13 protein-coding genes and 4 tRNA genes are annotated in these 21,508 nt (G+C 60.8%); 15 read left to right on the forward strand and 2 right to left on the reverse strand.

Going from position 1 to position 21,508, the window contains the following annotated elements; all coding sequences use genetic code 11:
- Positions 1 to 19: 19 nt before the first annotated feature.
- Positions 20 to 1,549, forward strand: a complete 1,530-nt coding sequence (locus AC07WS_RS03405; RefSeq protein WP_494727717.1) for an HDOD domain-containing protein — start codon at positions 20 to 22, stop codon at positions 1,547 to 1,549.
- Here the strand turns inward: AC07WS_RS03405 and AC07WS_RS03410 are convergent.
- Positions 1,536 to 4,808 carry a bifunctional diguanylate cyclase/phosphodiesterase gene (locus tag AC07WS_RS03410; RefSeq protein WP_494727718.1) on the reverse strand — a complete coding sequence of 1,091 codons (3,273 nt, stop codon included), beginning with the start codon at positions 4,806 to 4,808 and terminating at the stop codon, positions 1,536 to 1,538. The genes AC07WS_RS03405 and AC07WS_RS03410 overlap by 14 nt on opposite strands.
- A gap of 206 nt (positions 4,809 to 5,014) precedes the next feature.
- On the opposite strand from AC07WS_RS03410, the gene AC07WS_RS03415 reads away from it, so the two are divergent.
- The 14 genes from AC07WS_RS03415 to AC07WS_RS03480 all read left to right on the forward strand — a co-directional run bounded on the left by AC07WS_RS03415 (position 5,015) and on the right by AC07WS_RS03480 (position 19,930).
- Positions 5,015 to 5,098, forward strand: a tRNA-Tyr gene (locus tag AC07WS_RS03415).
- A gap of 58 nt (positions 5,099 to 5,156) precedes the next feature.
- A tRNA-Gly gene (locus tag AC07WS_RS03420) sits at positions 5,157 to 5,230 on the forward strand.
- A 30-nt stretch (positions 5,231 to 5,260) separates the two neighbouring features.
- Positions 5,261 to 5,335 (forward strand) — tRNA-Thr (locus AC07WS_RS03425).
- Positions 5,336 to 5,441: 106 nt separating this feature from the next.
- Complete coding sequence (gene tuf, locus AC07WS_RS03430) at positions 5,442 to 6,632, forward strand: elongation factor Tu (protein WP_117012690.1); 1,191 nt, start codon at positions 5,442 to 5,444, stop codon at positions 6,630 to 6,632.
- A 66-nt stretch (positions 6,633 to 6,698) separates the two neighbouring features.
- A tRNA-Trp gene (locus AC07WS_RS03435) sits at positions 6,699 to 6,774 on the forward strand.
- 36 nt (positions 6,775 to 6,810) lie between these two features.
- Positions 6,811 to 7,194, forward strand: coding sequence for a preprotein translocase subunit SecE (secE, locus tag AC07WS_RS03440; RefSeq protein ID WP_008444107.1), 384 nt, complete (start codon positions 6,811 to 6,813; stop codon positions 7,192 to 7,194).
- Complete coding sequence (gene nusG, locus AC07WS_RS03445; protein WP_117012691.1) at positions 7,194 to 7,808, forward strand: transcription termination/antitermination protein NusG; 615 nt, start codon at positions 7,194 to 7,196, stop codon at positions 7,806 to 7,808. Before secE ends, nusG begins: the two co-directional genes overlap by 1 nt.
- A gap of 121 nt (positions 7,809 to 7,929) precedes the next feature.
- On the forward strand, positions 7,930 to 8,361 hold the full coding sequence (gene rplK / locus AC07WS_RS03450) for a 50S ribosomal protein L11 (protein ID WP_117012692.1): 432 nt from the start codon (positions 7,930 to 7,932) through the stop codon (positions 8,359 to 8,361).
- 2 nt (positions 8,362 to 8,363) lie between these two features.
- On the forward strand, positions 8,364 to 9,059 hold the full coding sequence (gene rplA / locus AC07WS_RS03455) for a 50S ribosomal protein L1 (protein ID WP_117012693.1): 696 nt from the start codon (positions 8,364 to 8,366) through the stop codon (positions 9,057 to 9,059).
- Positions 9,060 to 9,320: 261 nt separating this feature from the next.
- The gene (gene rplJ / locus AC07WS_RS03460) at positions 9,321 to 9,860 is read left to right on the forward strand and encodes a 50S ribosomal protein L10 (RefSeq protein WP_026334850.1); all 540 of its coding nucleotides are present in this window, start codon (positions 9,321 to 9,323) and stop codon (positions 9,858 to 9,860) included.
- Positions 9,861 to 9,931: 71 nt separating this feature from the next.
- On the forward strand, positions 9,932 to 10,303 hold the full coding sequence (gene rplL, locus AC07WS_RS03465) for a 50S ribosomal protein L7/L12 (protein ID WP_161098688.1): 372 nt from the start codon (positions 9,932 to 9,934) through the stop codon (positions 10,301 to 10,303).
- Positions 10,304 to 10,571: 268 nt separating this feature from the next.
- Positions 10,572 to 14,678, forward strand: a complete 4,107-nt coding sequence (gene rpoB / locus AC07WS_RS03470) for a DNA-directed RNA polymerase subunit beta (RefSeq protein WP_494727719.1) — start codon at positions 10,572 to 10,574, stop codon at positions 14,676 to 14,678.
- Positions 14,679 to 14,752: 74 nt separating this feature from the next.
- Entirely contained in the window at positions 14,753 to 18,985 is a 4,233-nt protein-coding gene (gene rpoC / locus AC07WS_RS03475) for a DNA-directed RNA polymerase subunit beta' (RefSeq protein WP_494727720.1), read from the forward strand.
- Between the two features lie 336 nt (positions 18,986 to 19,321).
- Entirely contained in the window at positions 19,322 to 19,930 is a 609-nt protein-coding gene (locus AC07WS_RS03480; protein WP_494727721.1) for an ArsR family transcriptional regulator, read from the forward strand.
- Here AC07WS_RS03480 and AC07WS_RS03485 read toward each other — a convergent pair.
- Positions 19,927 to 21,333 carry a sensor histidine kinase gene (locus AC07WS_RS03485; protein WP_494727722.1) on the reverse strand — a complete coding sequence of 469 codons (1,407 nt, stop codon included), beginning with the start codon at positions 21,331 to 21,333 and terminating at the stop codon, positions 19,927 to 19,929. The two genes, AC07WS_RS03480 and AC07WS_RS03485, sit on opposite strands and share 4 nt — an antisense overlap.
- Between the last annotated feature and the right edge of the window lie 175 nt (positions 21,334 to 21,508).

The following is a 21,508-nucleotide window of genomic DNA, read 5'->3' on the forward strand; positions in this document are numbered from 1 at the left end:
CGGCTGCCAGGAGTTAGCCATGCCATCGAAACCGCTCTCGCCCGACGGCGAACTGCGCCCCGTGCGCAGCGCGCTGCTGAAAAAGCTCAGCGGCGACGAGGGCATGTTCGCGCTGGGCGCCTCGGTGGCGCGGGTGGTGCAGCTGGCCGATTCCGACGACCAGGGCACGCAAAGCCTGGCCTACTACGTGCTGTCGGACGTGGCGCTGACGCAGAAGGTGCTGCGGCTGGCCAACACGCCGGCCTACCGCGCGGCCGGCGGCACCGCCGTCACCACCATCTCGCGCGCGATTTCCCTGCTCGGCTTCGACAACGTCAAGACCACGGCCATGGCCATGCTGCTGGTCGACACGCTGGCCAACAGCCGCCATGCGCACAGCGTGCGCATCGAGCTGGAGGCGGCGCTGTGCGCCAGCCTGGTGGGGCGCGAGATGGCGCGCCTGAGCGTCTACCAGGGCGCCGAGGAGGCCGCCATCGGCGCGCTGTTCAAGAACATCGGCGCGCTGGTGGTGGCCTCGCACGAGCACGGCCTGTTCCGCGAGATCGGCCTGCTGACGGCGGCCGGCAAGCTGAGCGAGGCGCAGGCCGCGCTGCAGGTGCTCGGCTGCAGCTACGACAGCCTGTCGGCCGCCATCCTCAACGAGTGGAAGATCCCGGACGTGATCGTGCGCTCGCTGGCGCCGCTGCCGCCGGGCGCCTGCAGGCCGGCCGCCAGCCGCCAGGAGTGGATGCGGCAGGTGGTGTCGTTCAGCATGGAGACGGCGCGCTTGCTGGCGCGCCGCGTGCGCGCCGACAGCGTCGAGGCGGCGGGGCTGGAGCAGCGCTACGGCGCCGCGCTCAATCTGGACCGGGAGCGCCTGACCCAGTTGTTCGCCACGGTGTCGCGCGACATGGACGGCCTGCTGGAGAGCCTGCAGATGGGCGCGCACGCCGACCCCGACGACGGCGCCCCCGGCCTGCCCAGCGTGCTGGCGCAGGCGGCGATGGGCGCGGCCGAGGCGCCCCAGGGCAGCCACCTGAGCGGCAAGCCGTACAACGCGCGCGAGCTGTTGCTGGCCGGGGTGCAGGAGGTGACGCAGATGCGCGCCGGCGGCCACGGCAAGGTCAACGACATCATCCAGGCGGTGCTCGAGACGCTGTACCGCGGCATGGGCTTCCGCTTCGCCACCGTGTGCCTGAAGGATGTGCGCAGCGGCCAGTACCGGGCGCGGGTGGCGTTCGGCGAGCGCCATGCGGAGCGCCAGGCCGGCTTCGTGTTCCCCACCGCGCACGGCGACGACCTGTTCCACCTGGCGATGCAGAACAACGCCGACCTGATGATCGCCGACGCCAGCGCGCCCAAGATCCGCGCGCTGCTGCCGGACTGGCACCGGCGCCTGCTGCCGGACGCCCGCAGCTTCATCGTGCTGCCGCTGGTGGTCAATTCGGTGCAGCTGGGCCTGTTCTACGCGGATCGCGCGCTGCCGGCGCCGGAGGGCGTGCCGCCCGACGAGACCTCGCTGATCCGCGCCCTCAAGGGCCAGGTGCTGGTGGCGCTCACGCCGGGCTGAGGTCGGTCGTGGCCGCGCGCTCGCTGCGCACCATGGCCTCGAACTGCGCCACCGGCATCGGCCGCGCGTACAGATAGCCCTGCGCCTCGTCGCACTGCTTGGCGCTGAGGAAGTCGCGCTGGGCCAGCGTCTCCACCCCCTCGGCCACCACGCCCAGCCCCAGCGAGTGCGCCAGCGCGATGGTGGCGGCCACGATCACAGCGTCGTTCGGATCGCTCTCGATATCCTTGACGAAGCCGCGGTCGATCTTGATGCGGTCGATCTCGAACAGCTTCAGGTAGCTCAGCGAGGAATAGCCGGTGCCGAAGTCGTCGATCGCCACCTTGATGCCGCGCGAGCGCAGCTCGACCAGCAGCGCGCGGCTGCGTTCCGGGTCCTGCATCGCGGCCGACTCGGTGATCTCCAGCTCCAGCAGGGCGGGATCGATGCCGTGCGCGGCCAGCAGGCGGTCCAGCAGCGGCAGCAGGCCGGCGCCGTGGCACTGGCGCGCCGACAGGTTGACCGCCAGCCGCAGGTGCGCCAGCCCCGGCGCGCGCCACGAGGCCAGCAGCCGGCTGGCGCGCTGCAGCACCCAGTCGCCCAGCGGCAGGATCAGGCCCGACTCCTCGGCGATCGGGATGAAGCGGTCCGGCCCCACCATGCCCAGCTCGGGATGGTGCCAGCGCAGCAGCGCCTCGGCGCCGATGATGCGGCCGGACGCCAGCTCCACCTGCGGCTGCAGGTAGAGCTCGAACTCGTTGTGCTCGAGCGCCTGCCACAGGCGGTTCTCCAGCATCAGGCGGTCGTGGGTGGCGCTGTTCATCTCGGCCGAGAAGAACTGGAAGTTGCCGCGGCCCTGGCTCTTGGCCGCGTACATGGCGGTGTCGGCGTGGCGCAGCAGGGTGCTGCCGTCCTCGCCGTTCGACGGGAACATGGCCACGCCCACGCTGGCGCCGCTGTGCACGGTCTTGCCCTGCAGATGGTAGGGCGCGCCCAGCGACTCGACGATGCGCACCGCGATGTTGGACGCCTCGTCCGGCGTGACGCTGCCGGAGGTGACGACGATGAACTCGTCGCCGCCCAGGCGGGCGATGGTGTCGACCTCGCGCAGCAGCTCCTGCAGGCGCTGGGCCACGGCCACCAGCAGCAGGTCGCCGGTCTGGTGGCCGTGGGTGTCGTTGATCTTCTTGAAGTGGTCGAGGTCGATGAACAGCACGGCCGCCGCGCCGCCCGCGCGGCGGGTCTGGGCCAGCAGCTGGTCCAGCCGCAGGTTGAGCGACAGGCGGTTGTCCAGGCCGGTCAGGGTGTCGTGGTGGGCCAGGCGGTGGATGCGCTCCTGCGCCAGCTGCTGCGCGGTCAGGTCGTGCAGGATGGCGACGAACAGGTGCTCGTCGGGCAGCTCGACCTCGCTCACCGACATCGCCAGCGGGAACTCGTTGCCGTCGCTGCGCCAGCCGGTCAGCTCGTACTCGTGGGTGACGCCGCAGGCGATCATGCGCAGCAGGCCGGCCGCGTCCAGGCCGGCGGCGTCGCCCACGCCGACCGGGATCAGGCGGTCCAGCGGCAGCGCCGTCATGTTCTCGGGCGCGTAGCCGAACAGGCGGCCGGCGGCGGCGTTGGCCGACATCAGCAGGCCATTGCCGTCGATGGTGAGGATGGCGTCGGCCGCCTTGTTGAGGATCGCTTGCAGCCTGGCTTCGCGCTCGCGCAGGCGCGAGGTGCTGTCCTTGACCTGGGCCTGGATGCGGGCGCGCTCGCCGCTGATGAGCATCATCAGCGTGCCGAGCAGGCCGGTCAGCAGCAGGCCGCAGGTCAGCACGGTCCAGCTCTGCCAGCCGCGCTGCTGGCGCAGGTATTCCGGCGTCGGCGCCAGCGTCAGCTCGTAGATGCGGCCGCCGAAGTGCAGCTGGCGCTGGAAGTCGCCCGCGCCCGGCGCGCGCCGCAGGCTGTCGCGCACCACGTGGCGCGGGCCGTCGTCGTCCATGTCCTCGAAGCGCATCAGGAAGTAGCCGAACTCGGAGCGCTTGAGCGCCTGGTCCAGGTAGGCGTCGAACTGCATCGAGATCAGCAGCGAGCCGATGGCCTGGTGGCGGTTGTTGTTGGGGTAGACGGTCTGCAGCAGCAGCAGGCCGGCGCTGGCCTGGTTGTGGATCAGCTGTAGCGGCTCGGTGGCGGTGGGCTGGCCGGACTGGACGGCGCGCTCCAGCGCGGCGCGGCGCGGCGGATCGGACAGGAAGTCCAGCCCCTGGAACACGCGGTTGTCGGCCGGCTCGATGTAGGTGGCGGCGAAGTAGCGCTGGCGCGGCGCGGCCGCCACCAGGGTGTCGTCGGCGCCGCGCTGGCGGAGCGCGAAGTCCGGCGCCACCTGGGCGCGGCCCCAGGCCTCGAAGGCGGCGCGCTCGCCGCCGGCCACCGGGGTCAGCCAGGCCATCGACAGCAGCTCGGGGCGCTGGTCCAGGTAGCCGTGCGCCAGGTTGCCGAAGTCCTCGGCGCTGAGGACGCGGCGCGGATCGTTGAGGGCCTTGGCCATGGCGTAGATGAAGCGTTCGTGTTCGCTGAACTGGGCCTGCAGCAGGTCGCCGGTCTGCTGCGCCTTGAGGCGGAAGGTTTGCAGCTGCTGGCTGTTTTCCCAGCGGTCGGCCTGCAGGTAGATGGCGATGAAGGCGGCCGCCGACAGCAGCAGCGGCAGGCCCACCAGCAGGCGCCGGCGCGACCACAGCGCGCGCGGGCGGCCGATGACGATCCAGGTCAGCGGCGCCGCCAGCAGGATGCCGATGGTGTCGCCCATCCACCAGGCCAGCCAGTCGAGCAGGATGGTGTCCCAGCTGAGGATGCCGACCAGGCCCATGCCGGTCAGCGAGACGGTGCTGCTGACCACGGTGACGCCGGCCGCCAGCATGACGAAGCGCACCACGTCGCGGCCCGAGCCGATGGCCGGGTCGATGTAGCGGCGGAACAGGGTGCTGCCGGCCCAGGCCTGCAGCGAGGCGCCCAGCGCCGGGAAGCAGGCGCCGGCCAGCGCGGTGGCGCTGATGCCGCCGGGGCTGAGGAAGGGGTAGATCAGGTTGACCGCCAGGGAACCGAGCGCCACCGCCGGCAGCAGGCGGGCGCCGCCGGCCACGCAGCCGGCCAGCGCCAGGCCGGCCGGCAGGAAGATCGGCGAGGCGTAGCCGGGCGGCAGCGCCAACAGCAGGCCGAGCCGGCCGGCGACGAAATAACAGGCCAACAGGCCCAGATTGGCCAGCACCAGGCTGCGCAAACTACCGCTACGGTTGTTCAACTGCGGGGCTCCAGGTCTCAGTATCGTCAGGCGATTGTATAGGAATTCGTGCAACGTAAAAACAACACTTGCACATTTGCAGTTGGTGCAGTTAAAATCTCGCCCCGAAGCAGACGGTTCATCCGCACAGCGTGAAATAGGCAGTAAAAAACGCGATGCAGGGTTGACAGGTCGAAGAAGTTGCTTCATACTCTGCGGTTCCTCGCGGAGGGGTGGCCGAGTGGTTAAAGGCGACAGACTGTAAATCTGTTCTTTCGAGTACGCTGGTTCGAATCCAGCCCCCTCCACCAAGTTTTTGCAAGAAGACTGGGTGACGCAAGTAGATGAAGTAAGAATTGAACAATCCTCGCGGGTGTAGCTCAATGGTAGAGCAGAAGCCTTCCAAGCTTACGACGAGGGTTCGATTCCCTTCACCCGCTCCAGTGTTGTTGCAATGCAGATGTACCCCATAAGCCCTTGTAGCTCAGTGGTAGAGCACTCCCTTGGTAAGGGAGAGGCCACGTGTTCAATCCACGTCAAGGGCACCAGAATTCGCAGTATCCCGCAGCACCGGCAGCATATTTAATACGCAGCACTATCAAAGACAGTCGGGCGCGAGCCCAGGCAATCACACCAAATCGTTAGGAGTCTAAAATGGCAAAAGAGAAATTCGAGCGGACCAAGCCGCACGTTAACGTCGGCACCATCGGCCACGTCGACCACGGCAAGACCACCCTGACCGCTGCGATCGCTACTGTTCTGTCGAAGAAATTCGGCGGCGAAGCTAAAGCATACGACCAGATCGATGCTGCTCCAGAAGAAAAAGCACGCGGCATTACCATCAACACCGCTCACGTCGAATACGAAACCGCTGGCCGTCACTACGCTCACGTTGACTGCCCAGGCCACGCCGACTACATCAAAAACATGATCACCGGCGCGGCACAGATGGACGGCGCGATCCTGGTTTGCTCCGCAGCCGACGGCCCAATGCCACAGACCCGCGAGCACATCCTGCTGGCCCGTCAGGTTGGCGTTCCATACATCATCGTGTTCCTGAACAAGTGCGACCTGGTCGACGACGCAGAGCTGCTGGAACTGGTTGAAATGGAAGTGCGCGAGTTGCTGTCGAAGTACGACTTCCCAGGCGACGACCTGCCTATCGTTAAAGGTTCGGCCCGTATGGCGCTGGACGGCGACACCGGCCCAATGGGCGAGCAGGCCATCATGGCCCTGGCCGAAGCACTGGATTCCTACATCCCTACGCCAGAGCGCGCAGTGGACGGCGCCTTCCTGATGCCAGTGGAAGACGTGTTCTCGATCTCGGGTCGCGGCACCGTTGTGACCGGTCGTATCGAGCGCGGCATCATCAAGGTCGGCGAAGAGATCGAAATCGTCGGCATCAAAGACACCGTCAAGACCACTTGCACCGGCGTGGAAATGTTCCGCAAGCTGCTGGACCAGGGTCAAGCTGGCGACAACGTTGGTCTGCTGCTGCGCGGCACCAAGCGTGAAGACGTGGAACGTGGTCAAGTTCTGGCCAAGCCAGGCTCGATCAAGCCGCACAACCACTTCACCGGCGAGATCTATGTTCTGTCGAAAGACGAAGGCGGCCGTCACACCCCGTTCTTCAACAACTATCGTCCACAGTTCTACTTCCGTACGACTGACGTGACCGGTTCGATCGAACTGCCAGCGGACAAAGAAATGGTTATGCCAGGCGATAACGTGTCGATCACCGTCAAGCTGATCAACCCGATCGCGATGGAAGAAGGTCTGCGCTTCGCTATCCGCGAAGGTGGTCGTACCGTTGGTGCAGGTGTTGTAGCGAAGATCATCGCTTAAGGAATACTGGTCGTACCACCAGGGGCGTCTCTGGTGGTATAATCGATATCCTTTGTAGTTTTACGTAGGGACGTAGCTCAATTGGCAGAGCGTCGGTCTCCAAAACCGAAGGTTGGGGGTTCGATGCCCTCCGTCCCTGCCACCGTTTTCAGGTGCAGGGCACCGAAAGTAAATATAAATGTCAAATCAATCCGTGCAGACCGTCAGCACGTCGAATGACAAGATTAAGGTTGCTCTGGCAATAGCCGTTGCAATCGCAGGTGTGGTCGGGTTTTATTACCTGTCAGACAAACCAGCTCTCGTACGCGCAGGCGCACTTGTAGCTGGTTTGGCTTTTGCCGTTCTGCTCTTGTGGACCTCGACGACTGGCCGTGAATTCCTGAATTTCGCCAAAGAAGCCGTACGCGAAACGAAAAAGGTCGTCTGGCCTACTCGTCGCGAAGCTACCCAGATCACGGGCATCGTGTTTGCCTTCGTGCTGGTGATGGCGCTGTTCCTGTGGGGCACGGATAAGACACTTGAGTTCCTGTTGTACGACGTCATTCTGGGTATACGAAAATAATGAGCGAAAATGTGCAAGACGAGGTGCCGGGCGAAGTTCCGGCACAAGATGCTGGCGCAGCGCCAATCAGCGTACCTGTCAGCAATAAGCGCTGGTATGTTGTACACGCATACTCCGGCATGGAAAAAAGCGTCCAGCGCGCCCTGATGGAGCGCGTCGAGCGTGCGGGCATGCAGGACCAGTTCGGCCAGATCCTGGTGCCGACCGAAGAAGTGGTGGAAGTCCGCAACGGTCAAAAGTCCGTCACCGAGCGTCGTTTCTTCCCCGGCTATGTGCTGGTCGAGATGGAAATGACCGACGAAACCTGGCACCTGGTGAAAAACACCAACAAGGTGACCGGCTTCATCGGCGGCAAATCGAACAAGCCGACCCCGATTCCAGCGCGCGAGATCGACAAGATCATGCAGCAGATGCAAGAGGGTGTCGAGAAGCCACGGCCAAAAGTGTTGTACGAAGTGGGCGAGCAAGTCCGCATCAAGGATGGCCCGTTCACCGATTTCAACGGCAATGTCGAAGAAGTCAATTACGAGAAATCCAAAGTGCGCGTCTCGGTTACCATCTTCGGTCGCGCCACTCCGGTGGAACTTGAGTTCGGCCAGGTCGAAAAAGTATAAGCAGCACCGTTCGCCAGAACGGGCGACGGTGTAAAAACCTGACAAATCTGGCAAAGAGGAGCCCCGCCCTGCAATTGCGCATGGTGGGGCGCTACTACTCATATCCAAGATAGGAGCCATCATGGCAAAGAAAATCATTGGTTTTATCAAGCTGCAAGTGCCAGCTGGTAAAGCAAACCCATCCCCACCGATCGGTCCAGCTCTGGGTCAACGCGGTCTGAACATCATGGAATTCTGCAAGGCGTTCAACGCGCAGACCCAAGGTATGGAACCAGGCATGCCTATCCCAGTCGTGATCACCGCGTTCGCTGACAAGTCCTTCACCTTCGTGATGAAGACCCCGCCAGCAACCTTCCTGATCAAGAAGCACTCGGGCGTTGTTAAAGGTTCGGCCAAGCCACACACCGACAAAGTCGGCAAGCTGACCCGCGCTCAAGCTGAAGAAATCGCTAAATTGAAAACCCCAGATCTGACCGCTGCCGACATGGATGCCGCTGTACGCACCATCGCTGGTTCCGCACGTTCGATGGGCATCACGGTGGAAGGTCTGTAATCATGGCAAAACTGTCCAAACGCGCTAAAGCTATCAAAGCCAAAGTTGATAGCACCAAAACCTACGCATTCGACAACGCAGTCGCTCTGATCAAAGAACTGGCTACCGCCAAGTTCAACGAATCGATCGACGTGTCGGTACAGCTGGGTGTGGATCCTAAGAAGTCGGACCAGGTCGTTCGCGGCTCCGTCGTGCTGCCAGCCGGCACCGGCAAGACCGTTCGCGTTGCTGTGTTCGCTTCGGGCGAAAAAGCAGAGCAGGCTAAAGCAGCCGGCGCCGACGTCGTTGGTATGGAAGACCTGGCCGAGCGCGTCAAAGCCGGCGACATGCCTTTCGACATCGTCATCGCTTCGCCAGACACCATGCGTATCGTTGGTACCCTGGGTCAGATCCTGGGCCCACGCGGCCTGATGCCTAACCCGAAAGTCGGCACCGTAACCCCTGACGTCGCTACCGCCGTGAAAAACGCGAAAGCTGGCCAGGTTCAGTACCGTACCGACAAAGCCGGTATCATCCACGCGACCATCGGCCGCAAATCGTTCGCTGACGCAGATCTGAAGAGCAACCTGGTTGCCCTGATCGACGCGCTGAACAAAGCCAAGCCAGCCACCAGCAAGGGTGTATACCTGCGCAAGGTTTCCCTGTCGTCGACCATGGGCGCTGGCGTCCGTGTTGACCAGGCTACCCTGGCTGCCTAAGTTTTAAAAGTTTAAGTCCCCAGGTCGCCATTGCGCGATATGGGGCAGTTCTTTGGGCTGGTCGTTTCTTCGGGAACGGCCAGGCAATCAAAGACCGTTGGGCCGGGTGCATCAGGCAGGCAACCGGTTAATTGAATTTTTCACCCAACGCAGATGGTGTACCCGATCAAGTTTCGTAGTCCATTGGACTCCTAAACCTCGGACGCCGTTGTTCGAACCGATGGCAGGCAGTTTGCCCGTCATCATTTAAGGAGGTTGACCGTGGGTCTCAATCTGAATGACAAAAAGGCCGTAGTCGCCGAAGTTTCCGCAAAAGTAGCAACTGCGCAAACTATCGTCGTGGCCGAATATCGTGGCATCCAGGTTGCTCACTTGACGCAACTTCGTGCCAAAGCGCGCGCTCAAGGCGTGTACCTGCGAGTGTTGAAAAACACCCTCGCTCGTCGCTCCGTCGAAGGCACGCAGTTCGCCAGCCTGGCAGACAGCATGACCGGTCCTCTGATCTACTCGATCTCGGACGATGCCGTTGCAGCAGCTAAAGTCATCGCTGACTTCGCTAAAACCAACGACAAACTGGTCATCACCGCAGGTAACTACGCAGGCAAGCAGCTGGATAAAGCAGCTGTTGCAGCGTTGGCGAGCATTCCTTCCCGTGAAGTTCTCATCTCGCAGCTGTTGGGCGTTATGCTGGCTCCGGTGTCGGGCTTTGCACGTGGTCTGGCTGCTCTGGCAGCGAAAAAATCCGAAGGTGCTCCAGCTGTTGCCGAAGTGGCCGCAGAAGAAGCTCCAGCAGCTGCTTAATTGTAGCCGCCGGTTTTTTCTCAAGTACCAATCTGATGTATTAACGAATCAAAAAATTATTGGAGTTTCAAATGGCAATTAGCAAAGACGACATCCTGAACGCAGTTAGCGAAATGTCCGTAATGGACCTGAACGAACTGGTCAAAGCTTTCGAAGAAAAATTCGGCGTTTCGGCCGCTGCAATGGCTGCTCCAGCAGCTGGCGGCGCAACCGCAGCGGCTGCTGAAGAGCAGACCGAGTTCAACGTTGTTCTGACCGAAGTCGGCGCAAACAAAGTTGGCGTGATTAAAGCAGTTCGCGAAATCACCGGTCTGGGCCTGAAAGAAGCCAAAGACGTGGTTGATGGCGCTCCTAAGACCGTTAAAGAAGCCCTGTCGAAAGCTGACGCTGAAGCCGCTAAGAAGAAGCTGGAAGAAGCTGGCGCCAAGGCCGACCTGAAGTAATCAAGTTGTACGGCGGCTACTAGTTAGCGCCTCGAGCCAAAGCTGCGGATTTCCTCTCGAAAGGGAGGAAATCCGGCTTTGGCTCCTTTGTCGTCCTCGTCGTATTTGTAGCGTTTGTCCAACGCCGCAGTTTTATCGAATCAGCTGGAAATGGTAGAAGTTTCAGGTTTCGTCTGTGTGACATGCAGCCGATCTTGTTGCTGAAGTGGCTCACATTGCACTGGCAAAACCTGAATTTTTTATCCTTTCTGTCACTCACGGAGTGTCCATGCACTACTCATTTACTGAGAAGAAACGCATTCGCAAATCATTCGCGAAGCGCGCCAACGTTCACCACGTTCCGTTCCTGCTGGCTACCCAGCTCGAGTCCTACCATAGTTTCTTGCAAGAAGACGTAGCACCGTCGACACGCAAGAACGACGGCCTGCAGTCGGCCTTTACCTCGATATTCCCTATCGTTTCGCACAATGGCTTTGCGCGTCTCGAATTCCTGTCGTACGTCCTGGGCGATCCTGCCTTTGACGTCAAGGAATGCCAACTGCGTGGCCTGACGTTCGCGTCGCCGCTGCGCGCCAAGGTGCGCCTGGTGATCCTGGACAAGGAATCGCCGACCAAGCCGGTGGTCAAAGAGATGAAGGAACAGGAAGTCTACATGGGCGAACTGCCCCTGATGACCACCACCGGTTCGTTCGTGATCAATGGTACCGAGCGCGTTATCGTTTCGCAGCTGCATCGCTCCCCTGGCGTGTTCTTCGAGCACGACCGCGGCAAGACCCACTCGTCGGGCAAGCTGCTGTTCTCCGCGCGTATCATTCCTTACCGCGGTTCGTGGCTGGACTTCGAGTTCGACCCGAAAGACATCCTGTTCTTCCGCGTCGACCGCCGCCGCAAGATGCCGGTGACGATCCTGCTGAAGGCGATCGGCATGTCGCACGAGCAGATCCTGGCGAACTTCTTCGTGTTCGACAATTTCAACCTGCGCTCCGAAGGCGCGGAAATGGAATTCGTCGCCGAGCGCCTGCGTGGCGAAGTCGCGCGTTTCGACATCGTCAACAAGGAAGGCAAGACGCTGGTCCTGAAGGACAAGCGCATCAACGCCAAGCACGTGCGCGACATCGAGTCGAACGGCATCAAGCACATCTCCGTGCCGGAAGACTACCTGCTGGGCCGCGTGCTGGCCAAGAACATCGTCGATCCGGAGACCGGCGAAGTCGTCGCGTCCGCCAACGACGAGCTGACCGAAGACGTGTTGGGCCGCCTGCGCGAAGCCAACATCGCCGAAATCCAGACCCTGTACACCAACGATCTGGACCAGGGCGCCTACATTTCGCAAACCCTGCGCATCGACGACACCGCCGACCAGATGGCCGCCCGTGTCGCGATCTACCGCATGATGCGTCCTGGCGAACCGCCAACGGAAGACTCCGTCGAAGCGCTGTTCAACGGCCTGTTCTACAGCGCCGACCGTTACGACCTGTCGGCCGTGGGCCGCATGAAGTTCAACCGCCGCATCGGCCGCGATGAACTGACCGGCGCCATGACGCTGTCGAACGAAGACGTGCTGGCCGTGATCAAGATCCTGGTGGAACTGCGCAATGGCCGCGGCGAAGTCGACGATATCGATCACCTGGGCAACCGCCGCGTGCGTTGCGTCGGCGAACTGGCAGAGAACCAGTTCCGCGCCGGCCTGGTGCGCGTTGAGCGCGCCGTCAAGGAACGCCTCGGCCAGGCCGAAGCGGACAACCTGATGCCGCACGACCTGATCAACTCGAAGCCGATCTCGGCCGCAATCCGCGAGTTCTTCGGTTCGTCCCAGCTGTCGCAGTTTATGGACCAGACCAACCCGCTGTCGGAAATCACGCACAAACGCCGTGTCTCCGCCCTGGGCCCTGGCGGTCTGACCCGCGAACGCGCAGGCTTCGAAGTACGCGACGTGCACCCGACCCACTACGGCCGCGTGTGCCCGATCGAAACGCCTGAAGGCCCGAACATCGGTCTGATCAACTCGCTGGCGCTGTACGCCCGCCTGAATGAATACGGCTTCCTGGAAACCCCGTACCGCAAGGTCGAAGGCTCCAAGATCACCGACCAGATCGACTACCTGTCCGCCATCGAAGAAGGCCGCTACATCATCGCTCAGGCGAACGCGACCATCAACGACGAAGGCATGCTGAGCGACGAGCTGGTCTCGGCCCGTGAAGCCGGCGAAACCATCCTGGTGTCCCCAGAGCGCATCCAGTACATGGACGTGGCGCCGGGCCAGATCGTTTCCGTGGCGGCGTCGCTGATTCCGTTCCTGGAACACGATGATGCGAACCGCGCATTGATGGGTGCCAACATGCAGCGCCAGGCAGTTCCTTGCCTGCGCCCAGAGAAGGCACTGGTCGGTACCGGCATCGAACGCACCGTGGCAGTCGACTCGGGCACCACCGTGCAGGCCCTGCGCGGCGGTATCGTCGATTACATCGATGCGGGCCGTGTCGTGATCCGCGTAAACGACGACGAAGCGCAAGCTGGCGAAGTCGGCGTGGACATCTACAACCTGATCAAGTACACCCGTTCGAACCAGAACACCAACATCAACCAGCGTCCTATCGTCAAGGTGGGCGACCGTGTGGCCAAGCGCGACGTGATCGCCGACGGCGCATCGACCGACCTGGGTGAACTGGCTCTGGGCCAGAACATGACCGTGGCCTTCATGCCATGGAATGGTCTGAACTTCGAAGATTCGATCCTGATCTCGGAAAACGTCGTCAAGGACGACCGCTACACCTCGATTCACATCGAAGAGCTGTCCGTCGTGGCACGCGATACCAAGCTGGGCGCGGAAGAAATCACCCGCGACATCTCGAACCTGGCTGAGAACCAGCTGGCTCGTCTGGATGAGTCCGGTATCGTCTACATCGGCGCGGAAGTGCAAGCGGGCGACACCCTGGTCGGCAAGGTAACGCCTAAGGGCGAAACCCAGCTGACCCCGGAAGAGAAGCTGCTGCGCGCGATCTTCGGCGAGAAGGCTTCGGACGTCAAAGACACCTCGCTGCGCGTGCCATCGGGCATGATCGGCACCGTGATCGACGTCCAGGTCTTCACCCGTGAAGGCATCGTTCGCGACAAGCGCGCGCAACAGATCATCGACGATGAACTGAAGCGTTTCCGCCTGGACCTGAACGACCAGATGCGTATCGTCGAGGGCGACGCCTTCCAGCGTCTGGAAAAAATGCTGATCGGCCAAGTGGTCAACGGCGGCCCGAAAAAGCTGGCCAAGGGCGCCAAGATCACCAAGGAATACCTGGCCGATCTGGACAAGTACCACTGGTTCGACATCCGCCCGGCGGAAGACGCATCGGCCACCGCGCTCGAAGCGATCAAGGAATCGATCAACGAGAAGCGCCACCAGTTCGACCTGGCCTTCGAAGAGAAGCGCAAGAAGCTGACCCAGGGCGACGAGCTGCAACCTGGCGTGCAGAAGATGGTCAAGGTCTACCTGGCCGTCAAGCGCCGCCTGCAGTCGGGCGACAAGATGGCGGGCCGCCACGGTAACAAGGGTGTGGTTTCCCGCATCGTGCCGGTGGAAGACATGCCATACATGGCCGACGGTACGCCGGCCGACGTGGTGCTGAACCCGCTGGGTGTTCCTTCCCGTATGAACGTGGGTCAGATTCTCGAGACCCACCTGGGTTGGGCAGCCAAGGGCCTGGGTATCCGTATCGGCGAGATGCTGCAACAGCAGATCAAGGTCGAAGAGATGCGCAAGTTCCTGACCACCGTCTACAACGAGAACGGCCGTCCGGAAGACCTGGACCAGTTCGACGACGAAGAGATCATGAAGCTGGCGAACAACCTGAAGAAGGGTGTTCCGTTCGCTACTCCGGTGTTCGACGGCGCGCACGAATCGGAAATCCGCCGCATGCTGGACCTGGCGTATCCGGACGACATCGCCGCCAAGCTGGGCATGACCCCGTCGAAGAATCAGGTCACGATGTACGACGGCCGCACCGGCGAAGCGTTCGAGCGCAAGGTCACCGTCGGCGTGATGCACATGCTGAAGCTGCACCACTTGGTCGACGACAAGATGCACGCGCGTTCGACCGGTCCATACTCGCTGGTGACGCAGCAGCCGCTGGGCGGTAAAGCCCAGTTCGGCGGCCAGCGCTTCGGTGAGATGGAGGTGTGGGCACTGGAAGCATACGGCGCATCGTATGTGCTGCAAGAGATGTTGACCGTTAAGTCGGATGACGTGAACGGCCGTACCAAAGTGTACGAGAACCTGGTCAAGGGCGACCACGTGATCGACGCCGGTATGCCGGAATCGTTCAACGTGCTGGTGAAAGAGATCCGTTCCCTGGGTATCGATATCGACCTGGAACGCAACTAAGACATCAAGCACGGGCCCCGCCGGTCGTTGCCGGCGGGGCAGTTTAAAGAATTCATCACTACCTGGAGTGATACATGAAAGCACTGCTCGATTTATTCAAGCAAGTACAGACGAACGAGACCTTTGACGCGATCAAGATCGGTCTCGCTTCGCCTGAAAAAATCCGTTCGTGGTCCTACGGCGAAGTTAAAAAGCCGGAAACCATCAACTACCGTACCTTCAAGCCTGAGCGCGACGGTCTGTTCTGCGCCAAGATCTTTGGCCCGATCAAGGACTACGAATGCCTGTGCGGCAAGTACAAGCGCCTGAAGCACCGCGGCGTGATCTGCGAGAAGTGCGGCGTCGAAGTCACGCTGGCCAAGGTGCGCCGCGAGCGCATGGGCCACATCGAGCTGGCCTCGCCGACCGCCCACATCTGGTTCCTGAAGTCGCTGCCATCCCGTCTGGGCATGGTGCTGGACATGACCCTGCGGGACATCGAACGCGTGCTGTACTTCGAAGCATACGTGGTGACCGATCCAGGCATGACCCCGCTGAAGAAGTGCCAGATCATGTCGGAAGACGACTACGCCGCCAAGTACGAAGAGTACGGCGACGACTTCACCGCCTTCATGGGCGCTGAAGGTATCCGCGAACTGCTGCGCTCGATCGACATCCACCGCGATGCCGAGACCCTGCGCGTGGAACTGAAGGAATCGAAGTCCGAAGCCAAGATCAAGAAATACGCCAAGCGTCTGAAAGTGCTGGAAGCGTTCCAGCGTTCGGGCATCAAGCCTGAGTGGATGATCATGGAAGTGCTGCCGGTGCTGCCGCCGGAACTGCGTCCGCTGGTCCCGCTGGACGGCGGCCGTTTCGCGACCTCGGATCTGAACGATCTGTATCGCCGCGTGATCAACCGTAACAACCGTCTGAAACGCCTGATGGAGCTGCGTGCTCCAGAGATCATCACGCGCAACGAAAAGCGCATGCTGCAGGAAGCGGTCGACTCGCTGCTGGACAACGGCCGTCGCGGCAAAGCGATGACCGGCGCCAACAAGCGTCCGCTGAAATCGCTGGCTGAGATGATCAAGGGTAAGGGCGGCCGCTTCCGTCAGAACTTGCTGGGTAAGCGCGTCGACTACTCGGGCCGTTCGGTCATCGTGGTGGGTCCGCAGCTGAAACTGCACCAGTGCGGTCTGCCGAAGCTGATGGCGCTGGAACTGTTCAAGCCGTTCATCTTCAACAAGCTGGAACTGATGGGCCTGGCTACCACGATCAAGGCCGCCAAGAAGCTGGTCGAGATCCAGGAACCGGTCGTCTGGGACATCCTGGAAGACGTGATCCGCGAACATCCGATCATGCTGAACCGTGCGCCTACGCTGCACCGTCTGGGTATCCAGGCTTTCGAGCCGGTCCTGATCGAAGGCAAGGCCATCCAACTGCACCCACTCGTCTGCGCGGCATTCAACGCCGACTTCGACGGTGACCAGATGGCAGTTCACGTTCCGCTGTCGATCGAAGCACAGATGGAAGCCCGCACGCTGATGCTGGCTTCGAACAACATCCTGTTCCCGTCGAACGGCGAACCGTCGATCGTTCCTTCGCAGGATATCGTGCTGGGTCTGTACTACGCGACCCGCGAGGCGATCAATGCGAAAAACGAAGGCATGCTGTTCCCCGACGTGTCGGAAGTCATCCGTGCCTACGACAACAAGGAAGTGGAACTGACCACCCGTATCACCGTACGTATCGTTGAGAATCCAAAAGATCCAGCGACGGGCGAATTCGTTCGCACCGTGACCCGTTACGAGACCACGGTCGGCCGCGCCATCCTGTCGGAAATCCTGCCGAAAGGCCTGCCATTCTCCGTGCTGAACCGCGCGCTGAAGAAGAAAGAGATTTCCAAGCTGATCAACACGTCCTTCCGTAAGTGCGGCCTGCGCGCGACGGTGGTGTTTGCCGACCAGCTGATGCAGTCGGGCTTCCGCCTGGCGACCCGCGCCGGTATTTCGATCTGCGTGGACGACATGCTGGTACCGCCTCAGAAAGTGACCCTGATTTCGGCCGCCGAGTCCGAAGTTAAGCAGATCGAGCAGCAGTACGCTTCGGGTCTGGTCACCGCCGGCGAACGTTACAACAAGGTGGTCGACATCTGGGGCAAGACCTCGGACGAAGTCGGCAAGGCCATGATGGACCAACTGAAAGTGGAAGACGTCATCAAGCGTGACGGCACCAAGTCCACCCAGGAATCCTTCAACGCGATTTACATGATGGCCGACTCGGGCGCCCGCGGTTCCGCAGCGCAGATTCGCCAGCTGGCAGGTATGCGTGGTCTGATGGCGAAACCGGACGGTTCGATTATCGAAACGCCGATTACCGCGAACTTCCGCGAAGGCCTGAACGTGTTGCAGTACTTCATCTCGACCCACGGCGCTCGTAAAGGTCTGGCGGATACGGCACTGAAGACCGCGAACTCGGGTTACCTGACCCGTCGTCTGGTCGACGTGACCCAGGATCTGGTCGTCATCGAAGATGATTGCGGCACCTCGAACGGCACGCTGATGAAGGCGATGGTCGAAGGCGGTGAAGTGATCGAAGCGCTGCGCGACCGTATCCTCGGCCGCGTGGTGGTCAACGATGTCGTCAACCCAGAGACCCAGGCTACGCTGTACGAAGCCGGCACGCTGATGGACGAGGACATGGTCGAAGAGATCGAGCGTCTGTCGATCGACGAAGTCAAGGTTCGCACTCCGCTGACTTGCGACACGCGCTTCGGCCTGTGCGCCAAGTGCTACGGTCGCGATCTGGGCCGCGGCATGCTGGTCAACGCCGGCGAAGCCGTCGGTGTGGTCGCAGCGCAGTCGATCGGTGAACCAGGTACCCAGCTGACCATGCGTACCTTCCACATCGGTGGTGCGGCGTCGCGTGCGGCAGTGGCATCGTCGGTGGAAGCGAAGTCGAACGGTACCATCCGCTTCACCTCGACCATGCGTTACGTCACCAACGGCAAGGGCGCGCAAATCGTCATTTCCCGTTCGGGCGAAGTACTGATCACCGACGACCACGGCCGTGAGCGCGAGCGTCACAAGGTGCCGTACGGCGCGACCCTGATCGTCAAGGACGGCATGGTCATCAAGGCCGGCACGGCCCTGGCGACCTGGGATCCGCTGACCCGTCCGATCATCACCGAGTACGCCGGTACGGTGCGTTTCGAGAACGTCGAAGAAGGCGTGACCGTTGCCCGTCAGGTGGACGAAGTGACCGGTCTGTCGACCCTGGTGGTAATCGATGCCAAGCGTCGCGGTTCGCTGACCAAGACCCTGCGTCCACAGGTCAAGCTGCTGAACGAAGACGGCCACGAAGTGAAGATCGCCGGCACCGAACACGCTGTGGCGATCGGCTTCCAGGTCGGCGCGCTGATCATGGTGAAAGATGGCCAGGCAGTGTCCGTCGGTGAAGTGCTGGCGCGTATCCCGACCGAATCGCAGAAGACCCGCGATATTACCGGTGGTCTGCCGCGCGTTGCCGAGCTGTTCGAAGCACGTTCGCCAAAAGACGCAGGTATGCTGGCGGAAGTCACCGGTACTGTTGCCTTCGGTAAAGAAACCAAGGGTAAGCAGCGTCTGGAAATCACCGACATGGACGGCAACAAGCACGAGTTCCTGATTACCAAGGATAAACAAGTGCTGGTCCACGACGGCCAGGTGGTGAATAAGGGCGAGATGATTGTCGACGGCCCGGCCGATCCACAAGACATTCTGCGTCTGCTGGGTATCGAAGCGCTGGCGCGTTATATCGTTGACGAAGTGCAGGACGTGTACCGTCTGCAGGGCGTGAAGATTAACGACAAGCACATTGAAGTAATTGTGCGTCAGATGCTGCGTCGCGTTCAGATCGTTAATGCCGGCGACACCAACTATATCGTTGGCGAGCAGGTTGAGCGTTCGGAACTGCTGGATGAAAACGATCGCGTGATTGCAGAGAATAAGATCCCTGCAACCTACGAAAACGTTCTGCTGGGTATTACCAAGGCATCGCTGTCGACCGATTCGTTTATCTCGGCCGCATCGTTCCAGGAAACCACCCGCGTTCTGACCGAAGCCGCGATTATGGGCAAACGCGATGGTCTGCGTGGTCTGAAAGAAAACGTCATCGTTGGTCGTCTGATTCCAGGCGGCACCGGTCTGGCATTCCACCGCGCCCGCAAAGAGAAAGAGCAGTGGGAAGTGGAAGAGCGTCAAGCTCTGCTGCTGGCCGAGAAAGCCTCGATGTCCAGCAGCGATGTGGATACGACCGAATCGGTTATTCCGCACGACGGCGAAGCGTAATTCAGCTTTTAGTCCCGCAAATAAAAACGGCACCTTCGGGTGCCGTTTTTTTATTCCATTAACTCTGCCGTTAAAAGGGTAATCAATCTCTGTTCGTGGCTTTGATCAACCGCTGGCAGATTTAAAATACCACTAGCCAGCCTTAAAGGCTGCTTGAATTACCGTCAATTCGTCATACCCGCGCAGGCGGGAATCCATGCTTCGCCTCTGGTCATACTGCGCACGGAGGGAATGACGGTATGTCGAAGTCGCCTGAGCCTAGCCCAATGCAAGTTGACTCGGAAACACTACGTTTAACACGCCAGACTGTGGTGTGTTCATGCTAAGATTTGGTTCATGATCGCTCAAGCACTCTTCACCCCTGCCCAGCAGAAGCTGCTGGGCTTGCTATTTGTACGTGTCAATCAAGGATTCCACTTGAACGAGATCATGCGCCTGACCGGTTTGGGCAGCGCCTCGGCCCAGCGGGAGCTGAAACGGCTGCATGAGTCGGGCGTCATCGTGTCCGAGCGCATCGGCAACGTGCGCCGGTTTAAGCCCAACAAGGAATGCATCGTGTTCGGGGAATTAAGCAACCTGGTCAAGAAAACCTTCGGCCTGGTGAGCGTGTTGAATTCGGCGCTGGCGCCCCTGCAACATGTGCTGAATGTGGCTTTTGTTTATGGCGCCACGGCCAAAGAACACGAAGGCATGGATACGCCGGTGGAATTAATGCTGATCGGCGATAACACCAGCTATGGCGAGTTATTATCCCGCCTGCCGGTCGCCGAGCGTTTATTGCGGCGTAAGATCAATCCCAACCTGTATTCCATTCCGGACTTTAAACGCCGCCTGCGCGAACAGCAGCCTTTTATTCTCCAGGTATTGCGGGAACAGAAGATATACGTATTGGGCGATGAAACCGATCTGGAAAAGATCAGCGGCGAAGAAATCGCGGTAAATTAATCCAATATCCGATCGCCGGCCCATGCCTGGCGCTGCGGGAATAATACCGAGAATCTCGTATAATGCCCGGCCTGCGATTCGCAATGTATCTTGCCGCCGAATGCGGTAATGACACGCTGGCAGAATGCCAATCCCATGCCGGTGCCGCCGCCATTATGCCGGGTGCTGTAAAACGGTTCAAACACATGCGGCAATACATCGTCCGGTATTCCGGCGCCGGTATCCGTCACCAATAATTGTTTGCTATTCCCGTTGGTGAAGAAGGCGATTTCCACCTCGCCCCGTCCGGCCGATTTAATCGCGTGCAGCGCGTTTTTAAACAGGTTGTACAGCACATAAACCAGCAATACATCCGAGCCGAAGAACGTAAAATCCTCGGACGCCTTCACCACGACCTTGTCGCGCATCGAACTTTCAAACGGATAACAGGCCAGGGCTTCATCCACGCATTTCTTGATTGAATGGTTGGCGAAGTCATTGCGATTCAAGCTGCCCGCGCGGGCGGAAGCCAGCATCATGTCGACAATGAAATTGGAGCGGCTGATTTCAGCTTCGATATGCTGGGTCAGCTTGCTCAGGTAATTGAGTTGCGCCGGCTGCAACAGTGGCTTGATGTGCTGGTTCTCCACCGCGCTTTGATAGCCTGCCAGCAGATCCGGCAGGCATTTGGCCAGTACCCGCGACTGGTTGCGGATGGTTGCCAGCGGCGTGCGCATTTCGTGGGCGATGGTGGCCGCCACCTCCATCGGATCGGCCAACAGGTTGTGCCTCACCATGGCCTGGGCGATCAGCCCCAGGCTAGCCGCCACGAACAGCACTCCCGGCGGATAGAACTGCACGCCGTAGTTGCACAGATAATCGACCGAGGCAAAGAAATAGATCAGCAGGCTGACCAGGCAGTAGCGCAGCCGGCTTTTCTCGGTGGACACGGCCACTTGCTGGCGCCGGTAGAGCAGCCACAGGCCGCGGCCCACCACCAGGCTGGTCTGCACCAGATGCAGCGCGTGCAGAGGCCCTGCCTTGGGATAAAAGCCGAAGAAATACGGATAGAGGCCGGCGATCAGCCAGTCCGTGGCGAGCATGACGACGCCCAGCAAGCCGGCGCTCACATAGGACAGGTCCACCCAGCGCCGCTCGCTGCGCTGCGCCGTCAACTCGGCGATGAAGTGGTACAGCGTGGTCGGCAGGAAAAGGATGAGCAGGTAGCCGAGCTTGGCCAGCGCCAGCGCTTCGTGCTCGTCGCGGATCTGGAACAGCACGGCCCAGGTGAACTGCCAGCAAAAGGTGGTCGCACACAGCAGGAAGAACGTCAGGCTGATGCGGCTCACCCCGCGCGAATGCAGCACATAGGCGCCATAGCACAGGAACAGCAGGGAGACCACGGCGGGCAACAGGGAATGCATGCGCTTTCTTCCAACGGACGAGGACGGTGAGCCCGAAGTATTGCCCGTGTTGATCTAGCTCGCTTGATTATTGAATAACTGTTTGCGTTATATCAAACAAGCACATGAGAAATCCGCTTTAAGTGTTCCTGCCCGGATTGCGGGCAAACGTTCTCGGCCGTCGGCCAGGGCGATC

Source organism: Duganella sp. GW821-FHT01E12 (assembly GCF_059422325.1).

What these genes read in the sequence shown, in the direction of transcription:
- AC07WS_RS03405 (WP_494727717.1), top strand. Translation starts at nt 20, where the DNA reads ATGCCATCGAAACCGCTCTCGCCCGACGGCGAACTGCGCCCCGTGCGC.
- rpoB (WP_494727719.1), top strand. Translation starts at nt 10,572, where the DNA reads ATGCACTACTCATTTACTGAGAAGAAACGCATTCGCAAATCATTCGCG.
- secE (WP_008444107.1), top strand. Translation starts at nt 6,811, where the DNA reads ATGTCAAATCAATCCGTGCAGACCGTCAGCACGTCGAATGACAAGATT.
- nusG (WP_117012691.1), top strand. Translation starts at nt 7,194, where the DNA reads ATGAGCGAAAATGTGCAAGACGAGGTGCCGGGCGAAGTTCCGGCACAA.
- tuf (WP_117012690.1), top strand. Translation starts at nt 5,442, where the DNA reads ATGGCAAAAGAGAAATTCGAGCGGACCAAGCCGCACGTTAACGTCGGC.
- AC07WS_RS03485 (WP_494727722.1), bottom strand. Translation starts at nt 21,333, where the DNA reads ATGCATTCCCTGTTGCCCGCCGTGGTCTCCCTGCTGTTCCTGTGCTAT.
- rplA (WP_117012693.1), top strand. Translation starts at nt 8,364, where the DNA reads ATGGCAAAACTGTCCAAACGCGCTAAAGCTATCAAAGCCAAAGTTGAT.
- rplL (WP_161098688.1), top strand. Translation starts at nt 9,932, where the DNA reads ATGGCAATTAGCAAAGACGACATCCTGAACGCAGTTAGCGAAATGTCC.
- rplK (WP_117012692.1), top strand. Translation starts at nt 7,930, where the DNA reads ATGGCAAAGAAAATCATTGGTTTTATCAAGCTGCAAGTGCCAGCTGGT.
- AC07WS_RS03480 (WP_494727721.1), top strand. Translation starts at nt 19,322, where the DNA reads ATGATCGCTCAAGCACTCTTCACCCCTGCCCAGCAGAAGCTGCTGGGC.
- rpoC (WP_494727720.1), top strand. Translation starts at nt 14,753, where the DNA reads ATGAAAGCACTGCTCGATTTATTCAAGCAAGTACAGACGAACGAGACC.